The organism is Lipingzhangella halophila (genome assembly GCF_014203805.1).
Lineage (GTDB): Bacteria > Actinomycetota > Actinomycetes > Streptosporangiales > Streptosporangiaceae > Lipingzhangella > Lipingzhangella halophila.
Map to the genome: position 1 here is coordinate 210,538 of NZ_JACHJT010000001.1, position 14,751 is coordinate 225,288.

At 71.2% G+C, this 14,751-nt stretch carries 12 protein-coding genes; 9 read left to right on the forward strand and 3 right to left on the reverse strand.

The window, feature by feature from the left end; all coding sequences use genetic code 11:
* Positions 1 to 130: 130 nt before the first annotated feature.
* Complete coding sequence (glmS, locus tag F4561_RS01070; RefSeq protein ID WP_184573853.1) at positions 131 to 1,984, reverse strand: glutamine--fructose-6-phosphate transaminase (isomerizing); 1,854 nt, start codon at positions 1,982 to 1,984, stop codon at positions 131 to 133.
* A gap of 310 nt (positions 1,985 to 2,294) precedes the next feature.
* Between glmS and coaA the strand changes: the two genes are divergently transcribed.
* Together coaA and F4561_RS01080 are read left to right on the forward strand one after the other, a co-directional pair.
* A complete protein-coding gene (coaA, locus tag F4561_RS01075; RefSeq protein ID WP_184573855.1) occupies positions 2,295 to 3,239 on the forward strand; it encodes a type I pantothenate kinase in 945 nt (314 codons plus the stop codon).
* A gap of 154 nt (positions 3,240 to 3,393) precedes the next feature.
* Positions 3,394 to 4,002: a Uma2 family endonuclease gene (locus F4561_RS01080; RefSeq protein ID WP_246437114.1), complete on the forward strand. Its 609-nt coding sequence runs from the start codon at positions 3,394 to 3,396 to the stop codon at positions 4,000 to 4,002.
* A gap of 18 nt (positions 4,003 to 4,020) precedes the next feature.
* On the opposite strand, the gene F4561_RS01085 is transcribed toward F4561_RS01080, so the two are convergent.
* Positions 4,021 to 4,545, reverse strand: coding sequence for a DUF4913 domain-containing protein (locus tag F4561_RS01085; RefSeq protein WP_184573859.1), 525 nt, complete (start codon positions 4,543 to 4,545; stop codon positions 4,021 to 4,023).
* Positions 4,546 to 4,765: 220 nt separating this feature from the next.
* Here F4561_RS01085 and F4561_RS01090 point away from each other — a divergent pair, with 220 nt between their 5' ends.
* The 7 genes from F4561_RS01090 (at position 4,766) to tsaD (ending at position 13,491) form a co-directional block, all read left to right on the forward strand.
* On the forward strand, positions 4,766 to 6,262 hold the full coding sequence (locus F4561_RS01090; protein ID WP_184573861.1) for an NAD(P)H-hydrate dehydratase: 1,497 nt from the start codon (positions 4,766 to 4,768) through the stop codon (positions 6,260 to 6,262).
* Positions 6,263 to 6,849: 587 nt separating this feature from the next.
* A complete protein-coding gene (locus F4561_RS01095; protein WP_184573863.1) occupies positions 6,850 to 9,036 on the forward strand; it encodes a PrsW family intramembrane metalloprotease in 2,187 nt (728 codons plus the stop codon).
* Between the two features lie 164 nt (positions 9,037 to 9,200).
* Complete coding sequence (gene alr, locus F4561_RS01100; protein ID WP_184573865.1) at positions 9,201 to 10,334, forward strand: alanine racemase; 1,134 nt, start codon at positions 9,201 to 9,203, stop codon at positions 10,332 to 10,334.
* 383 nt (positions 10,335 to 10,717) lie between these two features.
* Positions 10,718 to 11,209, forward strand: a complete 492-nt coding sequence (gene tsaE / locus F4561_RS01105; RefSeq protein WP_184573868.1) for a tRNA (adenosine(37)-N6)-threonylcarbamoyltransferase complex ATPase subunit type 1 TsaE — start codon at positions 10,718 to 10,720, stop codon at positions 11,207 to 11,209.
* An 11-nt stretch (positions 11,210 to 11,220) separates the two neighbouring features.
* Positions 11,221 to 11,895: a tRNA (adenosine(37)-N6)-threonylcarbamoyltransferase complex dimerization subunit type 1 TsaB gene (gene tsaB / locus F4561_RS01110; RefSeq protein WP_184573870.1), complete on the forward strand. Its 675-nt coding sequence runs from the start codon at positions 11,221 to 11,223 to the stop codon at positions 11,893 to 11,895.
* Positions 11,883 to 12,380: a ribosomal protein S18-alanine N-acetyltransferase gene (gene rimI / locus F4561_RS01115; protein WP_246437115.1), complete on the forward strand. Its 498-nt coding sequence runs from the start codon at positions 11,883 to 11,885 to the stop codon at positions 12,378 to 12,380. The genes tsaB and rimI overlap by 13 nt, the downstream gene beginning before the upstream one ends.
* Positions 12,381 to 12,432: 52 nt before the next feature.
* Positions 12,433 to 13,491 (forward strand): tRNA (adenosine(37)-N6)-threonylcarbamoyltransferase complex transferase subunit TsaD, encoded by a 1,059-nt coding sequence (tsaD, locus tag F4561_RS01120; RefSeq protein ID WP_184573872.1) that lies wholly within the window; start codon positions 12,433 to 12,435, stop codon positions 13,489 to 13,491.
* Positions 13,492 to 14,153: 662 nt separating this feature from the next.
* Here tsaD and F4561_RS01125 read toward each other — a convergent pair.
* Positions 14,154 to 14,732 carry a Uma2 family endonuclease gene (locus F4561_RS01125; protein ID WP_184573875.1) on the reverse strand — a complete coding sequence of 193 codons (579 nt, stop codon included), beginning with the start codon at positions 14,730 to 14,732 and terminating at the stop codon, positions 14,154 to 14,156.
* Between the last annotated feature and the right edge of the window lie 19 nt (positions 14,733 to 14,751).

Below are 14,751 nucleotides of genomic sequence, written 5' to 3' on the forward strand. Positions count from 1 at the left end.
CGCTTCGCTGCTGGGAAAGCCGGGAAATACGGCTCACACGTACAACGGTGCGGGTGCTCCGCGGAGCACCCGCACCGTTCGCGTTTCGCGTCCCCGTTCGGCGGTGTGCGCCTTCGGGGGAGTCCGCCGGCTACTCGACCGTGACGCTCTTGGCGAGGTTGCGTGGCTGGTCGACGTCGTTGCCCTTGGCCAGGGCCAGTTCACAGGCGAACACCTGCATCGGGACCGTGCTGATGATCGGTTGCAGCAGCGTGGGTACGGGCGGGATCTCGATCAGCTCGTCGGCGAACGGGCGCACCGTGGTGTCGCCCTGCTCGGCGATCACGATGGTGCGCGCCCCTCGGGCGCGGATCTCCTGGATGTTGGACACGATCTTGTCATGGAGCACGCCGCGGCCCTCGCGGGAGGGCACGACGACGACCACCGGCAGCCCCTCCTCGATCAGCGCGATCGGCCCGTGCTTGAGCTCCCCGGCGGCGAACGCCTCGGCGTGCATGTAGGCAAGCTCCTTGAGCTTGAGGGCGCCTTCGAGGGCCACCGGGTAGCCCACGTGCCGGCCGAGGAACAGCACGGTGTCGGCGCTGCTGAGCGAGCGCGCGAGCTGGCGCACCGGGTCGATCGTCGTCAGGACGCTCTCGACCTGCTCGGGCATGTTCGCGAGTTGCTCGATGACCGCGTTGATCTCGTCGCCGAACTTCACGGTGCGGACCTGGGCCAGGTACAGCCCGACGAGGTAGCACGCCACGAGCTGGGTGAGGAACGTCTTGGTCGCGGCGACCCCGACCTCGGGCCCGGCGTGGGTGTAGAGAACCCCGTCGGACTCGCGCGGGATCGTGGACCCGTTCACGTTGCAGATGGCCAGCACACGGGCGCGCTGCTCGCGCGCGTACCGCACCGCCATCAGGGTGTCCATGCTCTCGCCGGACTGGGAGATCGCGATCACCAGCGTCTGCCGGTTCAGGATGGGGTCGCGGTAGCGGAACTCGCTGGCGACCTCCACCTCGCACGGCACACGGCACCAGTGCTCGATCGCGTACTTGGCGATCAGGCCCGCGTGGTAGGAGGTGCCGCACGCGATGATCACGATCTTCTCGATGTCGCGCAGCTCGGAGGGGGCGAGCCGCATCTCGTCGAGCGTGAGCGTGCCGTCGACGGCGACGCGGCCCAGGAGGGTGTCGGCGACGGCGCGCGGCTGCTCGACGATCTCCTTGAGCATGAAGTACTCGTAGCCGCCCTTCTCGGCGGCGGACGCGTCCCAGTCGACGTGGTACTCGCGGACATCGGCGGGGCGGCCGTCGTAGTCGGTGACGGTCACGGAGTCGGCCCGCAGCTCCACGACCTGGTCCTGACCCAGTTCGACGGCATCGCGGGTGTGCGCGATGAACGCGGCGACGTCGCTGGCGAGGAAGTTCTCCCCCTCGCCCCGGCCGACGACCAGGGGGGAGTTGCGCCGCGCGGCCACCACCAGTTCGGGGGCGTCGGCGAACATGGCCACGAGCGTGAAGGCCCCTTCGAGCCGCCGGCAGACCGATCGCATGGCGCCAGCGAGGTCGCGGTCGCCGCGCTCCTTCAGCTCCTCAGCGAGCAGGTGCGCGGTGACCTCGGTGTCGGTCTCGGAGGTGAACTTGCACCCGCGCTCCTCAAGTTCCAGGCGCAGCGGCGCGAAGTTCTCGATGATCCCGTTGTGGATCACGGCCACCCGGTTGTCGTTGTCGACGTGGGGGTGGGCGTTGATATCGGTGGGGGGGCCGTGCGTGGCCCAGCGGGTGTGACCGATCCCGATGCCGTCGGCGGGGGGCGCGTCGTGATCCAGAACCGCTCGCAGGTTGGCGAGCTTGCCGGCCCGCTTCTCGGTCTGGAGCCTGCCATCACTGAGGACGGCGATACCCGCGGAGTCGTACCCGCGATACTCAAGCCGTGCGAGGCCATCCACAACGACCTCAAGCGCCGGTTGCGGCCCGACGTAGCCAACGATTCCGCACATGGGCGCAAGCGTAGCCAACCGAACCGGGTCCTCTGACTCCGGAACACGCCAAACCATTCGCTATTTTCGCAGGTAGCGGTATAGACCACTAGGGTGCGGCGCGGTTCTGACGCACGTCAGGGCAGGGGGTCCCGCTGCGCGGGCGGGGGTCCGGGGCCCGGCGGCCCCTGATCGAGACATTGCGCACTCCCGGGCCGGTTCCGGCCAGGTTCGCGGCGCCGCCAGTGGCGCGTCGAGCGGGAAACGTGCCGCCCGCTGGGGCAGGGGCGGTGCGGGGAACCAGAACCGCTTTCATCTAAGGTGGGCAACCGTGTCTCACGCGACCAAAAATGGCGTCCTCTCGCCGTACGTCGAACTCGACCGGGCGGCATGGGCGGCATTGCGCGACTCGACTCCGCTCGCCCTGACCGAGGCGGAGCTCGAAGTTCTGCGCGGAACAACCGACCCCACGTCAATGGACGAGGTCCGCGACATCTATCTGCCTTTGTCGCGGCTGCTCAACCTGTACGTCAAAGCCACGCGGGAGCGCCACGCGGCGGTGCGCGGCTTCCTCGGCGAGGACGACCGCCCGGCCCCCTTCGTCATCGGTGTGGCCGGCAGCGTGGCCGTTGGCAAGTCGACCACGGCCCGGCTGCTGCGCACCCTGCTCGCCCAGTGGCCCGACCACCCCAGCGTCGAGCTGGTGAGCACGGACAACTTCCTCTACCCGAACTCCGTGCTGCAGCAGCGCGGGATCATGAACCGCAAGGGCTTCCCCGAGAGCTACGACCGGCGCGCGCTGGTGCGGTTCGTGTCGGAGATGAAGGCCGGAGCGGCACGGGCGGAGCTGCCGGTCTACTCGCACCTGGCCTACGACATCGTCCCCGGTGGCGTGCAGACCGTCTACCGGCCCGACATCCTCATCGTCGAGGGCATCAACGTCCTGCAGCCGCCGCAGCCGGGCCGGCTGGCGGTGGCGGACTTCTTCGACTTCTCGATCTACGTCGACGCCCGGGTGGAGCACATCCGGTCCTGGTACCTGGACCGGTTCCGCGAGCTGCGGCGCACCGCGTTCGCCGACCCGCGCTCCTACTTCCACTCCATCGCCACCACGGCCAGCGAGGAGAAGGCGCTGGAGTTCGCCTCGGACGTCTGGCACAGCATCAACGAGGTGAACCTGGTCGAGAACATCCTGCCCACGCGCGGCCGGGCCACGCTCGTGCTGTACAAGGGCGGGGACCACCTGATCCGCCGGGTACGGCTGCGCAAGACCTGAGTTGCGAGCCGTGTTGGTGCGGTGGGCGGCGCGCGGGTAGGAACCCGGGTGAGTGCGCTCCCCGAGTGGGACAATCTGTGGAAATCACCGTTACGGGACGGCACCAATGGCTACTCTGGGCGATGACACCGATCCGACCACCGGAGGCAGCGACATGAGCGCTCCCCCCGCGACCGAACCCCAGGTCGCATCCTCGCCGAAGGTCAACTGGCCGGTACCGCCCCCCGAAGGCTTCAGCGCCGATGATCTCGACCGGATTCCGGATCTCCCCTCGCACACCGAGCTCATCGACGGGAGTCTCGTTTTCGTGACTCCACAGAAGCTTTTTCACTGGCGAGTGATACGTCTCCTCGAGCGGCGCTTGGCAGAGAACTTGCCGGAGCATCTCCTGGTGCGCGGGGAGATGACCGTGACCATTGGGCCCAAGCAGCGGCCCGAACCCGATGTCCTGGTAGTCCGGGCCGAATCCGAAGAATCGGAGGACGTGGGGACCTACCCTCCCGATGCCGTACTACTCGCGGTTGAGGTCGTCTCTCCGGACTCCATGGTGCGCGACCGCGAACGCAAGCCGCAGATCTACGCGCAGGCCGGGATCCCGCATTTCTGGCGCGTCGAGAATGACGGCGGTGAACCCAAGGTCTACGTCTACGAGCTGGACCCGGCCACTCGGACCTACGTGGCCAGGGGTATCCACGAGGACCGGCTCAAGGTCAGCAGCCCGTTCGAGATCGACATCGACCTGACCGAGATGCACCGGATGTGAGCCGAGTGCCCTCAGCCCCTACGCGGACTGCGCCGCGGCCTGCGACCGGCGGCGCTCCACGTGTCCCTTGCCGGTGAGGCACGACGCGAACGGGCCGGTCTCGGCGCAGAGCCGGTCCAGTGCCGGGCCGAGGTGGTCGCGGTGCCAGATTCCGGGGCCGGTCGCCCCGGACACCTCGGTGTCGGTGAGCTCCCGGTAGGCCAGGCGCAGCGCGTGCAGCCGGCCGACCGCCTCGTGGTGCTCCCACCAAACCGGGCACCAGGGGATCCCCTCACCGACGTACACCGGAACCAGGAACTCGTTCACCCATGTCACCAGGGAGCTGAGCTCGTTCTTGTAGGCGTCGCGCGACAGGTTGAAGATGAACGGGGGCGCCTCGGCCGCCGGACTATCCGCCTCCTGCGGCGCCGCGGACGCGAGATCGCTGAGTTGGGTCTGCAGCCGGATGACGTCCGCGCCGAGCCGGTGCATGGCGTTCTGCAGGTGGGCGACGCGTTCGGACAGTCCGTCCTCCGTCGCGATGCGGTCGTCGGTTGAGGTCATGCGGTGTGTCCCGTGCTGCTCTTGGTGCCTGGAATCTGGCTCCACCAGTAAATCAGTGGCCGGCGCGCACCCGTGCACGACGGCGGGCGGGTCTGGATCTTACGACCGTAATTCGCCGCGCGCGGTGCGCGCCACCGGTAGGCGTGCTTCCCGGGACGGTCTGGGGCATGCTCGGGGACGAGGGCAGAGACCGGGATCATCGACGCTACGGGGAGGCGGCGTGCGCTACGCACACGCGGTGGAGACGGTGCGCAAGGCCGAGGGGGAGCTGATGGCGCGGCTGCCCGACGGCGCGCTCATGCAGCGGGCGGCCACCGGGCTGGCTGGAGTGTGCGCGCGGGTGCTCCCGCGCGTCTACGGTTCCCGCGTCGTGCTGCTTATTGGCAGCGGAGACAACGGGGGAGACGCTCTCTACGCGGGCAGCCAGCTCGCCAGGCGCGGTGCCGCGGTGCGGGCGCTGCTCGTCGGGTCACGTGTCCACGAGGCCGGGCTCGCCGCGTTGCGGGCGGCGGGCGGCCGGGCGGTGGACGTGCCGCGCTCCGCGGAGATCCCGGCGGGATCCGCCGCCTCCATGGAGGTCGCCGCGGCGGACCTGATCGTCGACGGCCTCGTCGGGATCGGTGGCAGCGGCGGGCTTCGAGGACCGCACGCGTCCCTGGCCATTCTCGCCGGCGCCGCTGAGGCGCCGGTAGTGGCGGTGGACCTGCCCAGCGGGATCGACGTCGACACCGGGGCCGTCGAGGGGACGGCCGTGCGCGCCGATGTCACCGCGACATTCGGGACGCACAAGCCGGGGCTCTTCGTGAACCCCGGGGCCGCGCACGCCGGGGTCGTGGAGTTCGTGGACATCGGGCTGGCGGGCGAGCTGCCGACAGCACGCCTGGAGTGCCCGCAGGCCGGCGACATCGACGCGCTGTTGCCGCGTCCGGAGCCCGAGTCCACCAAGTACCGCCGCGGGGTGCTCGGGATGGCGGTGGGGTCGGACCGCTTCCGGGGTGCCGCTGTGCTGGCGGCGGGCGGCGCGCTGCGCGGCGGCGTCGGGATGGTTCGCTACGCGGGCCGGGAGGCGGTGGCGACCGAGGTGGTGCGCCGGTGGCCGGAGGTCGTGGTGTCGGTGCTCGATCCCGGCGACCCGCTGGCCGGCCTGCCGGAAGGGGTGAACGCGTGGGTCGTGGGGCCGGGGCGCGGGGTCGACGGCGCCGCCGCGGCGGAGCTTGAGAGCATCCTGGCGACCTCTGCTCCGGTGCTGCTCGACGCCGACGCGGTGACCTTGCTGGGCCAGCGTCCGCGGCTCGTCCGCGACCGCGCGGCGCCCACTCTGCTCACCCCGCACGCGGGTGAGCTGGCCCGGCTGCTTCCGGACACCAGCCCCCGCGAGGTCGAGGCCCGGCGGCTGGAGCACGCGACCCGCGCCGCCGAGGAGTACCGCTGTGTGGTGCTGCTGAAGGGGTCAACCACGGTCATCGCCGAGCCGGGACGCCCTGCTGCGGCCGACCCGACCGGGACATCCCTGCTGGCCACGGCCGGAACCGGCGATGTGCTGTCGGGGCTGGTCGGGAGTCTGCTCTCCGGCGGGCTGGCGCCACGCGAGGCCGCGATGTGCGGGGCCTACCTGCACGGGCTGGCCGCCCGGCTGGCGCATGACGGCGGGCCGATCGGCGCGTCCGACCTCATTGACGCGCTGCCGGCCGCGATCCGGGCACTGCGGGCGGAATGAGCGCGCGGGCGCCGCGTGCGCGCCGGCGTACATCCCGGACGCGGTAGTCCCGCGCGGGCGCTGTTGGGCGGCGGTTCCCCCGGCGGTGCCGCGGGACTCGGGCTGGCCCCTCGACACACCGGCCGGCGCCGCGTTCCCGCTCGGTGGCGGGGCGCATCGAGGGTGTCCGCCGGGAAATTCCCGGCGCCGGAAGGGTTCCCGCGGTCAACTTCGATACCGAACCCGTACAGCTCGCGACCAACCCCGGCGCCTTCGCCGCTCTCGCCGGACTCCCGACCAGCCGCCGGCCCGGCGTCTCCGGCGGCCGATTCTGCGCGGTTGCACCGCGATGCCGACGGCCACACGGCGAGGAGGGTGCGGGGATCGGCAACGACTTTCGCGGTCGGCTCCACGCCGTCGTTGGTGGGTAAGGACGCACCGCGATCGGGCGCCGGCGCTCCGATCAGCACGGCTTGAACCGACAGTGTTCCGTCGCGGTAACGTAGGCGCGCCTTTGGGGTTCTGGCCGCAGTGTCCGCCGTCGTTCGTGGCCGCCCCGAAATATCCAGGCGGCAAACTTGTCTCAAACGGGCACGGTAAGGGAGCTCATGGACGAACAGGCCATGCTCACGCGCGACCTTGTCCTGCGCCTCTGTGCGAACGCGACAGAGTTCGCCCAGGAGTGGCTCCGGACCGACCGCAAGATCGTCGTTCCGTTCACCGCTACCCGTGACACCAAGCTGATCCAGGCGATCGTCGCGGCGGGCACCGCCATGGGCGTCGACCGCCTGCTGGTCTGCCGGACCCGGGCCGAACACGCCTACGAACCGGTGACCGAGGTCCCCGGCCGCACCGACGCCATCGTTGCCCTCATCCGGAGCTGGGGCGACGAGCCCACCGACTTCATCGTCGCCGTTGAGGACTTCTCCGCCGCGGTGCTGGTGACCGCTTCTCCCTTGACGGTCGCGGCCGGGCCCGACGATTTTGTGCGGCCGCTCGTGGGTGCCGACATGGCCCAGGCACGGGCGGACTTCGGGGAGGAGGCGCGGACCGGGCGCGACCCCGACCTGCTGCGCGCCGCGCAGCAGTACGGGTGCCTGGAGTTCGGGGGCCGCCACGCGCGCGGTGCGCGCGGGCCGGGACCGGATCTCGTGGAGCGGCTGACCCGGCGCGCCGAGTCGTTGCGGGAGAACGGCCCGGGCACGATCAGCGGGCTGCGTGTCCTGCGCGGGGTGTGGGGATGGGCCATGGTCGCGGTGTTCCTGCTCGCCGGGGTGTTCGTCCCGCAGGTGTCCGCCGTACTCGGGATCGCGCTCGCCATGGTGTGGCTGCTCTTCCAGCTCGCGTGGCCGGCGCGTTCGCGCACGGTCAGCTTTGCCACGCTGACTACGGTGCTCGCCCTCGGGGCCCTGGCCCTGGCGCCGATCGCGCTGGCCCAACAGACCGTGGCGGGAACGACCGGGGTCGCTCTCGATGGGTGGGCCGGGCACACCTACATCGCCGTACCCACCGAGGAGGTCGGCAAGCTCGTTCCCGTGGTGCTGTGCTGGCTGTTCGCGCGGCGCCGTTTCAAGCGCTTCGCCTCGGTCGACTACCTGCTGCTCGCGGCGGCGTCGGGGGCCGGTTTCCACCTGGCCGAGCACGGCCTGCGGTCCCTCACAGCCGAGCCCGCCCTCGCGGTCGCCGGGCCGGAGTACGGGCTGTTCACCCTGCTTCCGGGCTGGTCCAGCATGCCGGATGTGGGGGTGCACTTCTCCGGGCACGCCGTGACCACCGGCCTCATCGGTGCCGCGTTCGGCCTGGCGATTGTCGGCTACCGGCACTACGGGCTGTGGATGTGGGTGCTGCCGCCGCTGGCCGTGGGGGTGGCGGCGGTGGAGCACATGACGTTCAACGCGGCGCAGGTCGGGGTCGAGCCGACCGCTGTCACCAGCGTCGTGTACACGCTCAGCGGTGGCGGCGTGCTGACTCGGTGGATCCTGCTCCTCCTGCTGGTGGTCGGGGTCATCATGGACTACCGGCTGGCGCGCCCGGCCGCCGAGTCCACCCCTCCGCTCCCAGGGGAGCCCCCGCTCGCGTCGTTGCGGAGCTGGGCACGCGGGTACACGGTGCGGACGGGTGCGCGCGTCCCCGGAGATTTCGCCCCGATATTCCGCAGGACCGCGCTCCTCTGGGCACGGTTGCCAGCGGTACTGGCCACCACGTTGTCCTCGATCCTGCACGAGCTCGCGTTGTCGGTCATCGCCGCGAGCCGCGGCCCGGCGGCGCTCGGCGACAGCTGGCGGTTCCTGCGGCGACGCCGGGCGTTCGCGATGGGCGCGGCACGTGCGGGCGATCGCGCCTGGCGCCGTTTCCCGAGCCGGGAGGATCTGACCGCGACCGAGCGCGACCTCGCCACCCGTCTCGACCTTGCGCCGGTCGCCCCCGCTGCGTTGGGCGCGGCCGCGGTGCTCGTCGTGGCCTTCGGTGCCACCATCGCGGCCACGGAGACTTCCGGTACCGCGGGCGGGGCCGCCTATGCCGCGACGGCACTGCGCGACGCGGGCGCGTGGCTCGGCTCGGCCCCCCAGGGCCACCGGCTCTGGGTGTGGGCCGCTGGCGTGGCACTGGTCAGCCTGCTCATCACCGGATGGCGGGTGCCGCACGCGTACCCCGGGATGCGGAACTTCCTGCGGGCCCCGGGCGCCAACATCAGCCTGATCCTGGGCGCCTTCGCGCCAGGCCAGGTTCCCTACGCGGCCACCGGTCTGTTCGGTCTGGTCCTACCGCGCACCACGTCCCGGCTCCTCCGCTAGCGACACGCGAGCTCCCGGTCGCCCGCCGGCGCAGCGCCGGCGGGCGACCGGGGCTGCGCCGTTTTCCGAACGAAGCCGTGCCCGCACGCCAGGGGCCAGTGGTGCGGAGCCGGCGGTGTGGGAGGAGGCGCGACCGCGGGCGCGGTACGTGCCACACTGAGATCATGCCGCCGTTCGCCGAAGCCCGCGTCGACTTGGGCGCGATCAGTGAGAACATCGCCGTGCTGCGGCGCCACGCACCCGCCTCCCAGGTCATGGGGGTCGTGAAGGCCGACGGTTACGGGCACGGGATGCTGCCCGCCGCCCGCGCGATGCTGGCTGGCGGCGCGACGTGGCTGGGAACGGCGTTCATCGAGGAGGCGATGGAGCTGCGCCGTGCGGGCATCGACACTCGCACGGTGGCGTGGATCCTCCCGCCGGGAGCTCCCCTGACCGAGGCCATCGACGCCGGCATTGATCTCGGGGTCAGCGCGCTCTGGCTGGTCGAGAGCATCACCGCCGCCGCCCGAGAAACCGGGCGCCCTGCCCGCGTGCATCTCAAGGTCGACACTGGGCTCAACCGCGGCGGTGTGGTCGGCGACCAGTGGCCGGCGGTGGTTGAGGCAGCGGCGCGCGCCGAAGCCGCCGGGCTGCTCCGGGTCGCCGGGGTGTTCTCACACTTCGCCTGCTCCGACGAACCCGGCCACTCCTCCATCAAGGCGCAGTTGAGTGCGTTCCACGATGCGCTGGAGGTCGCGGAACGTGCCGGCTTGCGCCCGGAGGTGCGGCACCTCGCGAACTCCGCCGCCACGCTCACCCTGCCCGAGAGCCACTTCGACCTGGTGCGGCCCGGTATCGCGGGCTACGGGCTGAGCCCCATCCCCGACCTCGCCGGCACTGGGCTGCGCCCGGCGATGACGCTGCGTTCCGCGATCGCGCTGGTCAAGCGGGTTCCAGAAGGGGGCGGTGTCTCCTATGGGCACCGCTACGTCACCGACCGGTCCACGACGCTCGCCCTGGTCCCGCTCGGCTACGGCGACGGTGTGCCGCGCGCGGCCACCAACAGGGCCCCCGTGTTCGCGGCCGGCCGGCGCAGGACGATCGCCGGCACCGTGTGCATGGACCAGTTCGTCCTCGACCTGGGAGACGACGCAGATGCCGACACTGCCGAGGCGGGTGACTACGCTGTCCTCTTCGGGGCCGGTGAAGGAGGCGAGCCCACCGCCCAGGACTGGGCTTCGGTGCTGGACACGATCCCCTATGAGATCGTCACCCGGATCAGCCCGCGGGTGCCGCGCGTCTATGTCGGGGACTGGTAGTGCTTCGTTGAGTGCCCGCCCATGCCAGGCTTATCGCGCCGGTTTCGAGGATCGGGTTTCTAGAACAGCGTCTCGGGTTTCGGTGTTCGGGGTGGTGAAGCCCATCCCGGCGCGGCCCCATGCCTACCCCCCGGTGTGGCCCCATTGCCGCGCCTCGCTCGGGGGTCGGGCGGGAAAGCCACGAAACCCCACCAGCGATCGAAGGAACCAGATCCTCAAGATCAACGCCTGGCGCGACCGCGCCACCGCCGTCCGGGCAGCGGTGCGCGGTCGTGCCCGAGCCGGTCGAGTCGCCCGGGAACGTCTCGCGCCCGGCCTGTTGTGCCTACCCTGGAGATGTGGGCGCCGCGCCCTCCTCTGGACCGATACGACCCTGTGAGCCCATGACCGACACAACTGCCCTCATCGGCGTGAACACCGTCCTGCTCAACGCGGACACCGACGCGTGCACGCGCGCGGCGGGCCGGCGGGTCGCCGGCCTGTTGCGCCCCGGTGACCTGGTGATCCTTTCCGGCCCGCTTGGTGCCGGAAAGACCACGTTGGTGAAGGGGATCGGCGAAGGGCTGAACGTGCGCGGCCCCATCACCTCACCGACTTTCGTGATCTCGCGGATCCACCCCTCGCTGGACGGGGGGCCCGCCCTGGTGCACGTCGACGCTTACCGGCTGGGCAGCGCGGTCGAGGTGGACGACATCGACCTGGACGCCACGCTCGGCGACTCCGTCACGGTCGTGGAGTGGGGCGAGGGCGTCGCCGAGGAACTCTCCGACGACCGGCTGGAGGTCGCCATCGAGCGGCGGCCCGACGACACCCGGGGCATCCACCTGACCGGAGTCGGCACCCGTTGGGCTCACGTGCTGCTCGACCCGCAATAGGCTGGTGTACCGTGCTGCTTCTGGCTTTCGACACCGCTACTCCGGCCGTCACCATCGCGGTCTGCGAGTCCGAGGGGGACGACGTGCGTGTGCGCGCCGAGGCGTCCTCGGTCGACGCCCGCCGCCACGGCGAGCTGCTGACCCCCGGCATCCGCGAGGTCACGCGACAGGCCGGGGTGACCCTCTCGGAGTTGACCCACATCGCTGTCGGTATCGGCCCCGGTCCCTACACTGGGCTGCGCGTTGGCCTGGCCACCGGGCACGCCCTCGCCGAGGCCCTCGGGATCGAGTGCCACGGGGTCGCCACCCTGGACGCCCTCGCGTTCGTCTCGCAGCGGCGCTCGCCCTTCATCGCGGCCAGCGACGCGCGCCGCAAGGAGGTGTTCTGGGCCCGCTACGAGGACGCGCGGACCCGCACCGGGGAGATCGCCGTCGACCGGCCCGCCGACGTGGTGACGTCCGGGCTGCCGGTGATCGGTCATGGGGCCGGGATGTACAGCGACACCTTCGGCCAGTCCGCCGAGTCCGCCGAGCCGCTGTACCCGTCGGGGGCCGCGCTTGGCGAGGTCGCCCTGCGGCGGCTCACCGAGGGCCGGGAGCTTGCCGAGGCGCGTCCCCTCTATCTGCGTCGCCCTGACGCCGCGACGCCGAGTGCCCCGAAGAAGGTGCGGCAATGGCAGGAATGAGCCCGGGAGTCACGGTACGGCCCATGACCGAAGGCGACGTTGGCGCCGTCATGGAGCTGGAGCGCGCCCTGTTTTCCGAGGACGCGTGGAGCGAGTCGATGCTGCGCGGCGAGATGGCCGGGGACTCGCGCCATTACGTCGTCGCCGAGGCACAGGAGGCCGCGGACGGCCCCCGGATCCGCGGGTACGCCGGCCTGCGCGCGGTCCCGCCCGAAGGTGATGTGCAGACCATCGCGGTCGCCGAGACGCAGTGGGGGTACGGGATCGGGACGGCCCTGCTGAGGCACCTGCTCAGCACGGCACACGACCGGGGCGTCACCGACGTGTTCCTTGAGGTGCGCTCCGACAACCCGCGCGCCCGGGATCTGTACCGCAGGTTCGGGTTCACCGAGATCGGCGTGCGGCGGCAGTACTATCGCGGCGCCGACGCGGTCGTGATGCGCCGCAGCGACAGCGATGCGGGCGCGTACGACCAGGGCGCGTGAGCGCGCGAGAGTGCGGCCCCGCCAGCGGGCGGGCCGGCGAGGAGAAGACACGATGAGTAGCGACGAACACCCCCTGATCCTGGGAATCGAGACCTCGTGCGACGAGACCGGGGTCGGCCTGGTGCGTGGCTGCACCCTGCTCAGCGACGAGGTGGCCTCCAGCGTCGGCGAGCACGCCCGATTCGGCGGGGTGGTGCCCGAGGTGGCCAGCAGAGCGCACTTGGAAGCCATGACCCCGACCGTGCGGCGGGCGGTGGACGCCCCGGCGCGGGTGCCCGACGGTCTCGCCAAGCGGCTCCGCGATGTCGACGCGATCGCGGTAACAGCGGGTCCGGGCCTGGCTGGGGCGCTCCTGGTGGGCATCTCCGCGGCCAAGGCGTACGCGTTGGCGCTGGACGTGCCGCTCTACGGAGTGAACCACCTGGTCGGGCACGTGGCGGTGGACCAGCTTGAACACGGTCCGCTGCCCAAGCCGTGCATTGCGCTGCTGGTGTCGGGGGGCCACACGTCCCTGCTGTACGTGGGCGACCTCGCCACCGATGTCCGCCTGCTCGGCGACACCGTGGACGACGCCGCGGGGGAGGCCTACGACAAGGTCGCCAGGCTCCTCGGGCTCCCGTATCCGGGCGGACCGCCGATCGACCGCGCGGCGCGCGAAGGCGATCCGGCGACCATCCACTTCCCGCGCGGCAAGTTGGGCGACGGCAGCCTCGACTTCTCGTTCTCCGGCCTGAAGACCGCGGTGGCCCGATGGGTGGAGGACGGTGAGCGCGACGGCCGCGCGCCGGCGGTGCCCGACATCGCCGCGGCGTTCCAGGAGTCCGTTGTTGACGTGCTGACCCGCAAGGCCGTGGACGCATGCGTCCAGCACGGTGTGGGACACCTCGTGATCAGCGGGGGAGTGGCGGCGAACTCGCGGCTGCGCGAGCTGGCCGGCCAACGTTGCGCCGAGGCCGGCGTCGAGCTGCGCGTACCCTCGCCCCGCCTGTGCACCGACAACGGAGCGATGATCGCGGCCCTGGGATCCGAGGTCGTCGCGGCCGGCCTACCGCCGTCCCCTCTCGACCTGGCGGTCGACACCTCCCTGCCGGTGGAGAGTCCGTTGGCGTAGGCGTTGGTCCTCACCGGTTACGGGGGACTCGTGGCCGCGCCCGGCAGAGCAGCGAGGGCAGCGAGTGGTTCGCAGTGGTGCCCATCGCTGCGGTGAGCGCGTGGTGGCGGGTCCAACGGGGGCAGCGAGGACGGCGGGTGGCCGGGCCGGCGATAGTCGGTGCGGCTGCCCGATGGTGGCGCGCCCGACAGGAGCAGCGAAGGTGCTGGGTGGGCCTGGGTGGCGCCCCTTGGTGCGGTGGGGTGCCGCGAAGGTGTTCGTGCGGGCGTTCTGGGCGCCCAGGCCGCTTACAATCCGGACATAGCGGATGCGCAAGGGCTCACGCGGCACCGAAACTGACCGTACGGACATACTCAGCGCCGAGAACGTCCCCACAGTCACCCTCGATACGATCCAGCACCGAGAACGACACCACGGACACCCCCGCTGGACCCCACCACCGGCCGCCGCCCCTGTTGCGCGCGCCACCATCGGGCACCAGGACCGATTCCCTGAGGGCTGGCCCACCACTGGCCTTCGCTTGCTCTCGTTGGATGCCGCACTATCGGGCACCAGAAGCGACCTCCGCAGGCCGGCCCCGTTGCGCGCGTCACCATCGGGCACCCGCACCGAGTGCTGGCGGCTGGTCTGACCTCCGGGGTACCGGCCGCCCACCACCGTGCTCAGCTGTAACGCCGGAACCCGGAGGTGTCGACGCGCAGGCCCTGGAGGGGTGCCGGCAGGTCCACGACATCGCCGAACCGTGCCTCGTGGGTGGTGCGGTACTTACCGTCGAGGGGATCGGAGTGGACGAGGATGTCCCCCTTGCGGGGGTCCGCCAGTAGGTAGACCGGGATCTGCCAGGCCGCGTACTCGCCCAGCTTGTCCGTGAGGTCGCAGGAGGCGTTTCCTGGTGAGGCGACCTCGACCGTCAGGTCAACGGCGTCGGCGTCGAGCAGCCACCCGTCCTCGTCCTCGACCTCGGCGGGGACGACCACGAGGTCCGGTGAGCAGTAGTCATCGGCGTCGATGGGCGAGGCGATGGAGTACATCTGTTGCGCGATCCGGCCCTCGTCGAGTTGGGCGAGCAACTGCTGCTCGATTCGCCGGACGATGCCGCCGTGCTTGAACGACGGCGTTGGCGACATCACGACTTTTCCCCTGATGATCTCGACCCGGAACCCCTTGGGGTCGGGTGCCTCCTCGACCTGGCGACGCAGGGAACCGGCCTCGACGCTCCGGTCCGGAAGATTGATCGACATGCGTTCTCCTTCCCCCGCC

What these genes read in the sequence shown, in the direction of transcription:
- tsaD (WP_184573872.1), top strand. Translation starts at nt 12,433, where the DNA reads ATGAGTAGCGACGAACACCCCCTGATCCTGGGAATCGAGACCTCGTGC.
- F4561_RS01085 (WP_184573859.1), bottom strand. Translation starts at nt 4,545, where the DNA reads ATGACCTCAACCGACGACCGCATCGCGACGGAGGACGGACTGTCCGAA.
- rimI (WP_246437115.1), top strand. Translation starts at nt 11,883, where the DNA reads ATGGCAGGAATGAGCCCGGGAGTCACGGTACGGCCCATGACCGAAGGC.
- F4561_RS01080 (WP_246437114.1), top strand. Translation starts at nt 3,394, where the DNA reads ATGAGCGCTCCCCCCGCGACCGAACCCCAGGTCGCATCCTCGCCGAAG.
- alr (WP_184573865.1), top strand. Translation starts at nt 9,201, where the DNA reads ATGCCGCCGTTCGCCGAAGCCCGCGTCGACTTGGGCGCGATCAGTGAG.
- tsaE (WP_184573868.1), top strand. Translation starts at nt 10,718, where the DNA reads ATGACCGACACAACTGCCCTCATCGGCGTGAACACCGTCCTGCTCAAC.
- glmS (WP_184573853.1), bottom strand. Translation starts at nt 1,984, where the DNA reads ATGTGCGGAATCGTTGGCTACGTCGGGCCGCAACCGGCGCTTGAGGTC.
- F4561_RS01125 (WP_184573875.1), bottom strand. Translation starts at nt 14,732, where the DNA reads ATGTCGATCAATCTTCCGGACCGGAGCGTCGAGGCCGGTTCCCTGCGT.
- F4561_RS01095 (WP_184573863.1), top strand. Translation starts at nt 6,850, where the DNA reads ATGGACGAACAGGCCATGCTCACGCGCGACCTTGTCCTGCGCCTCTGT.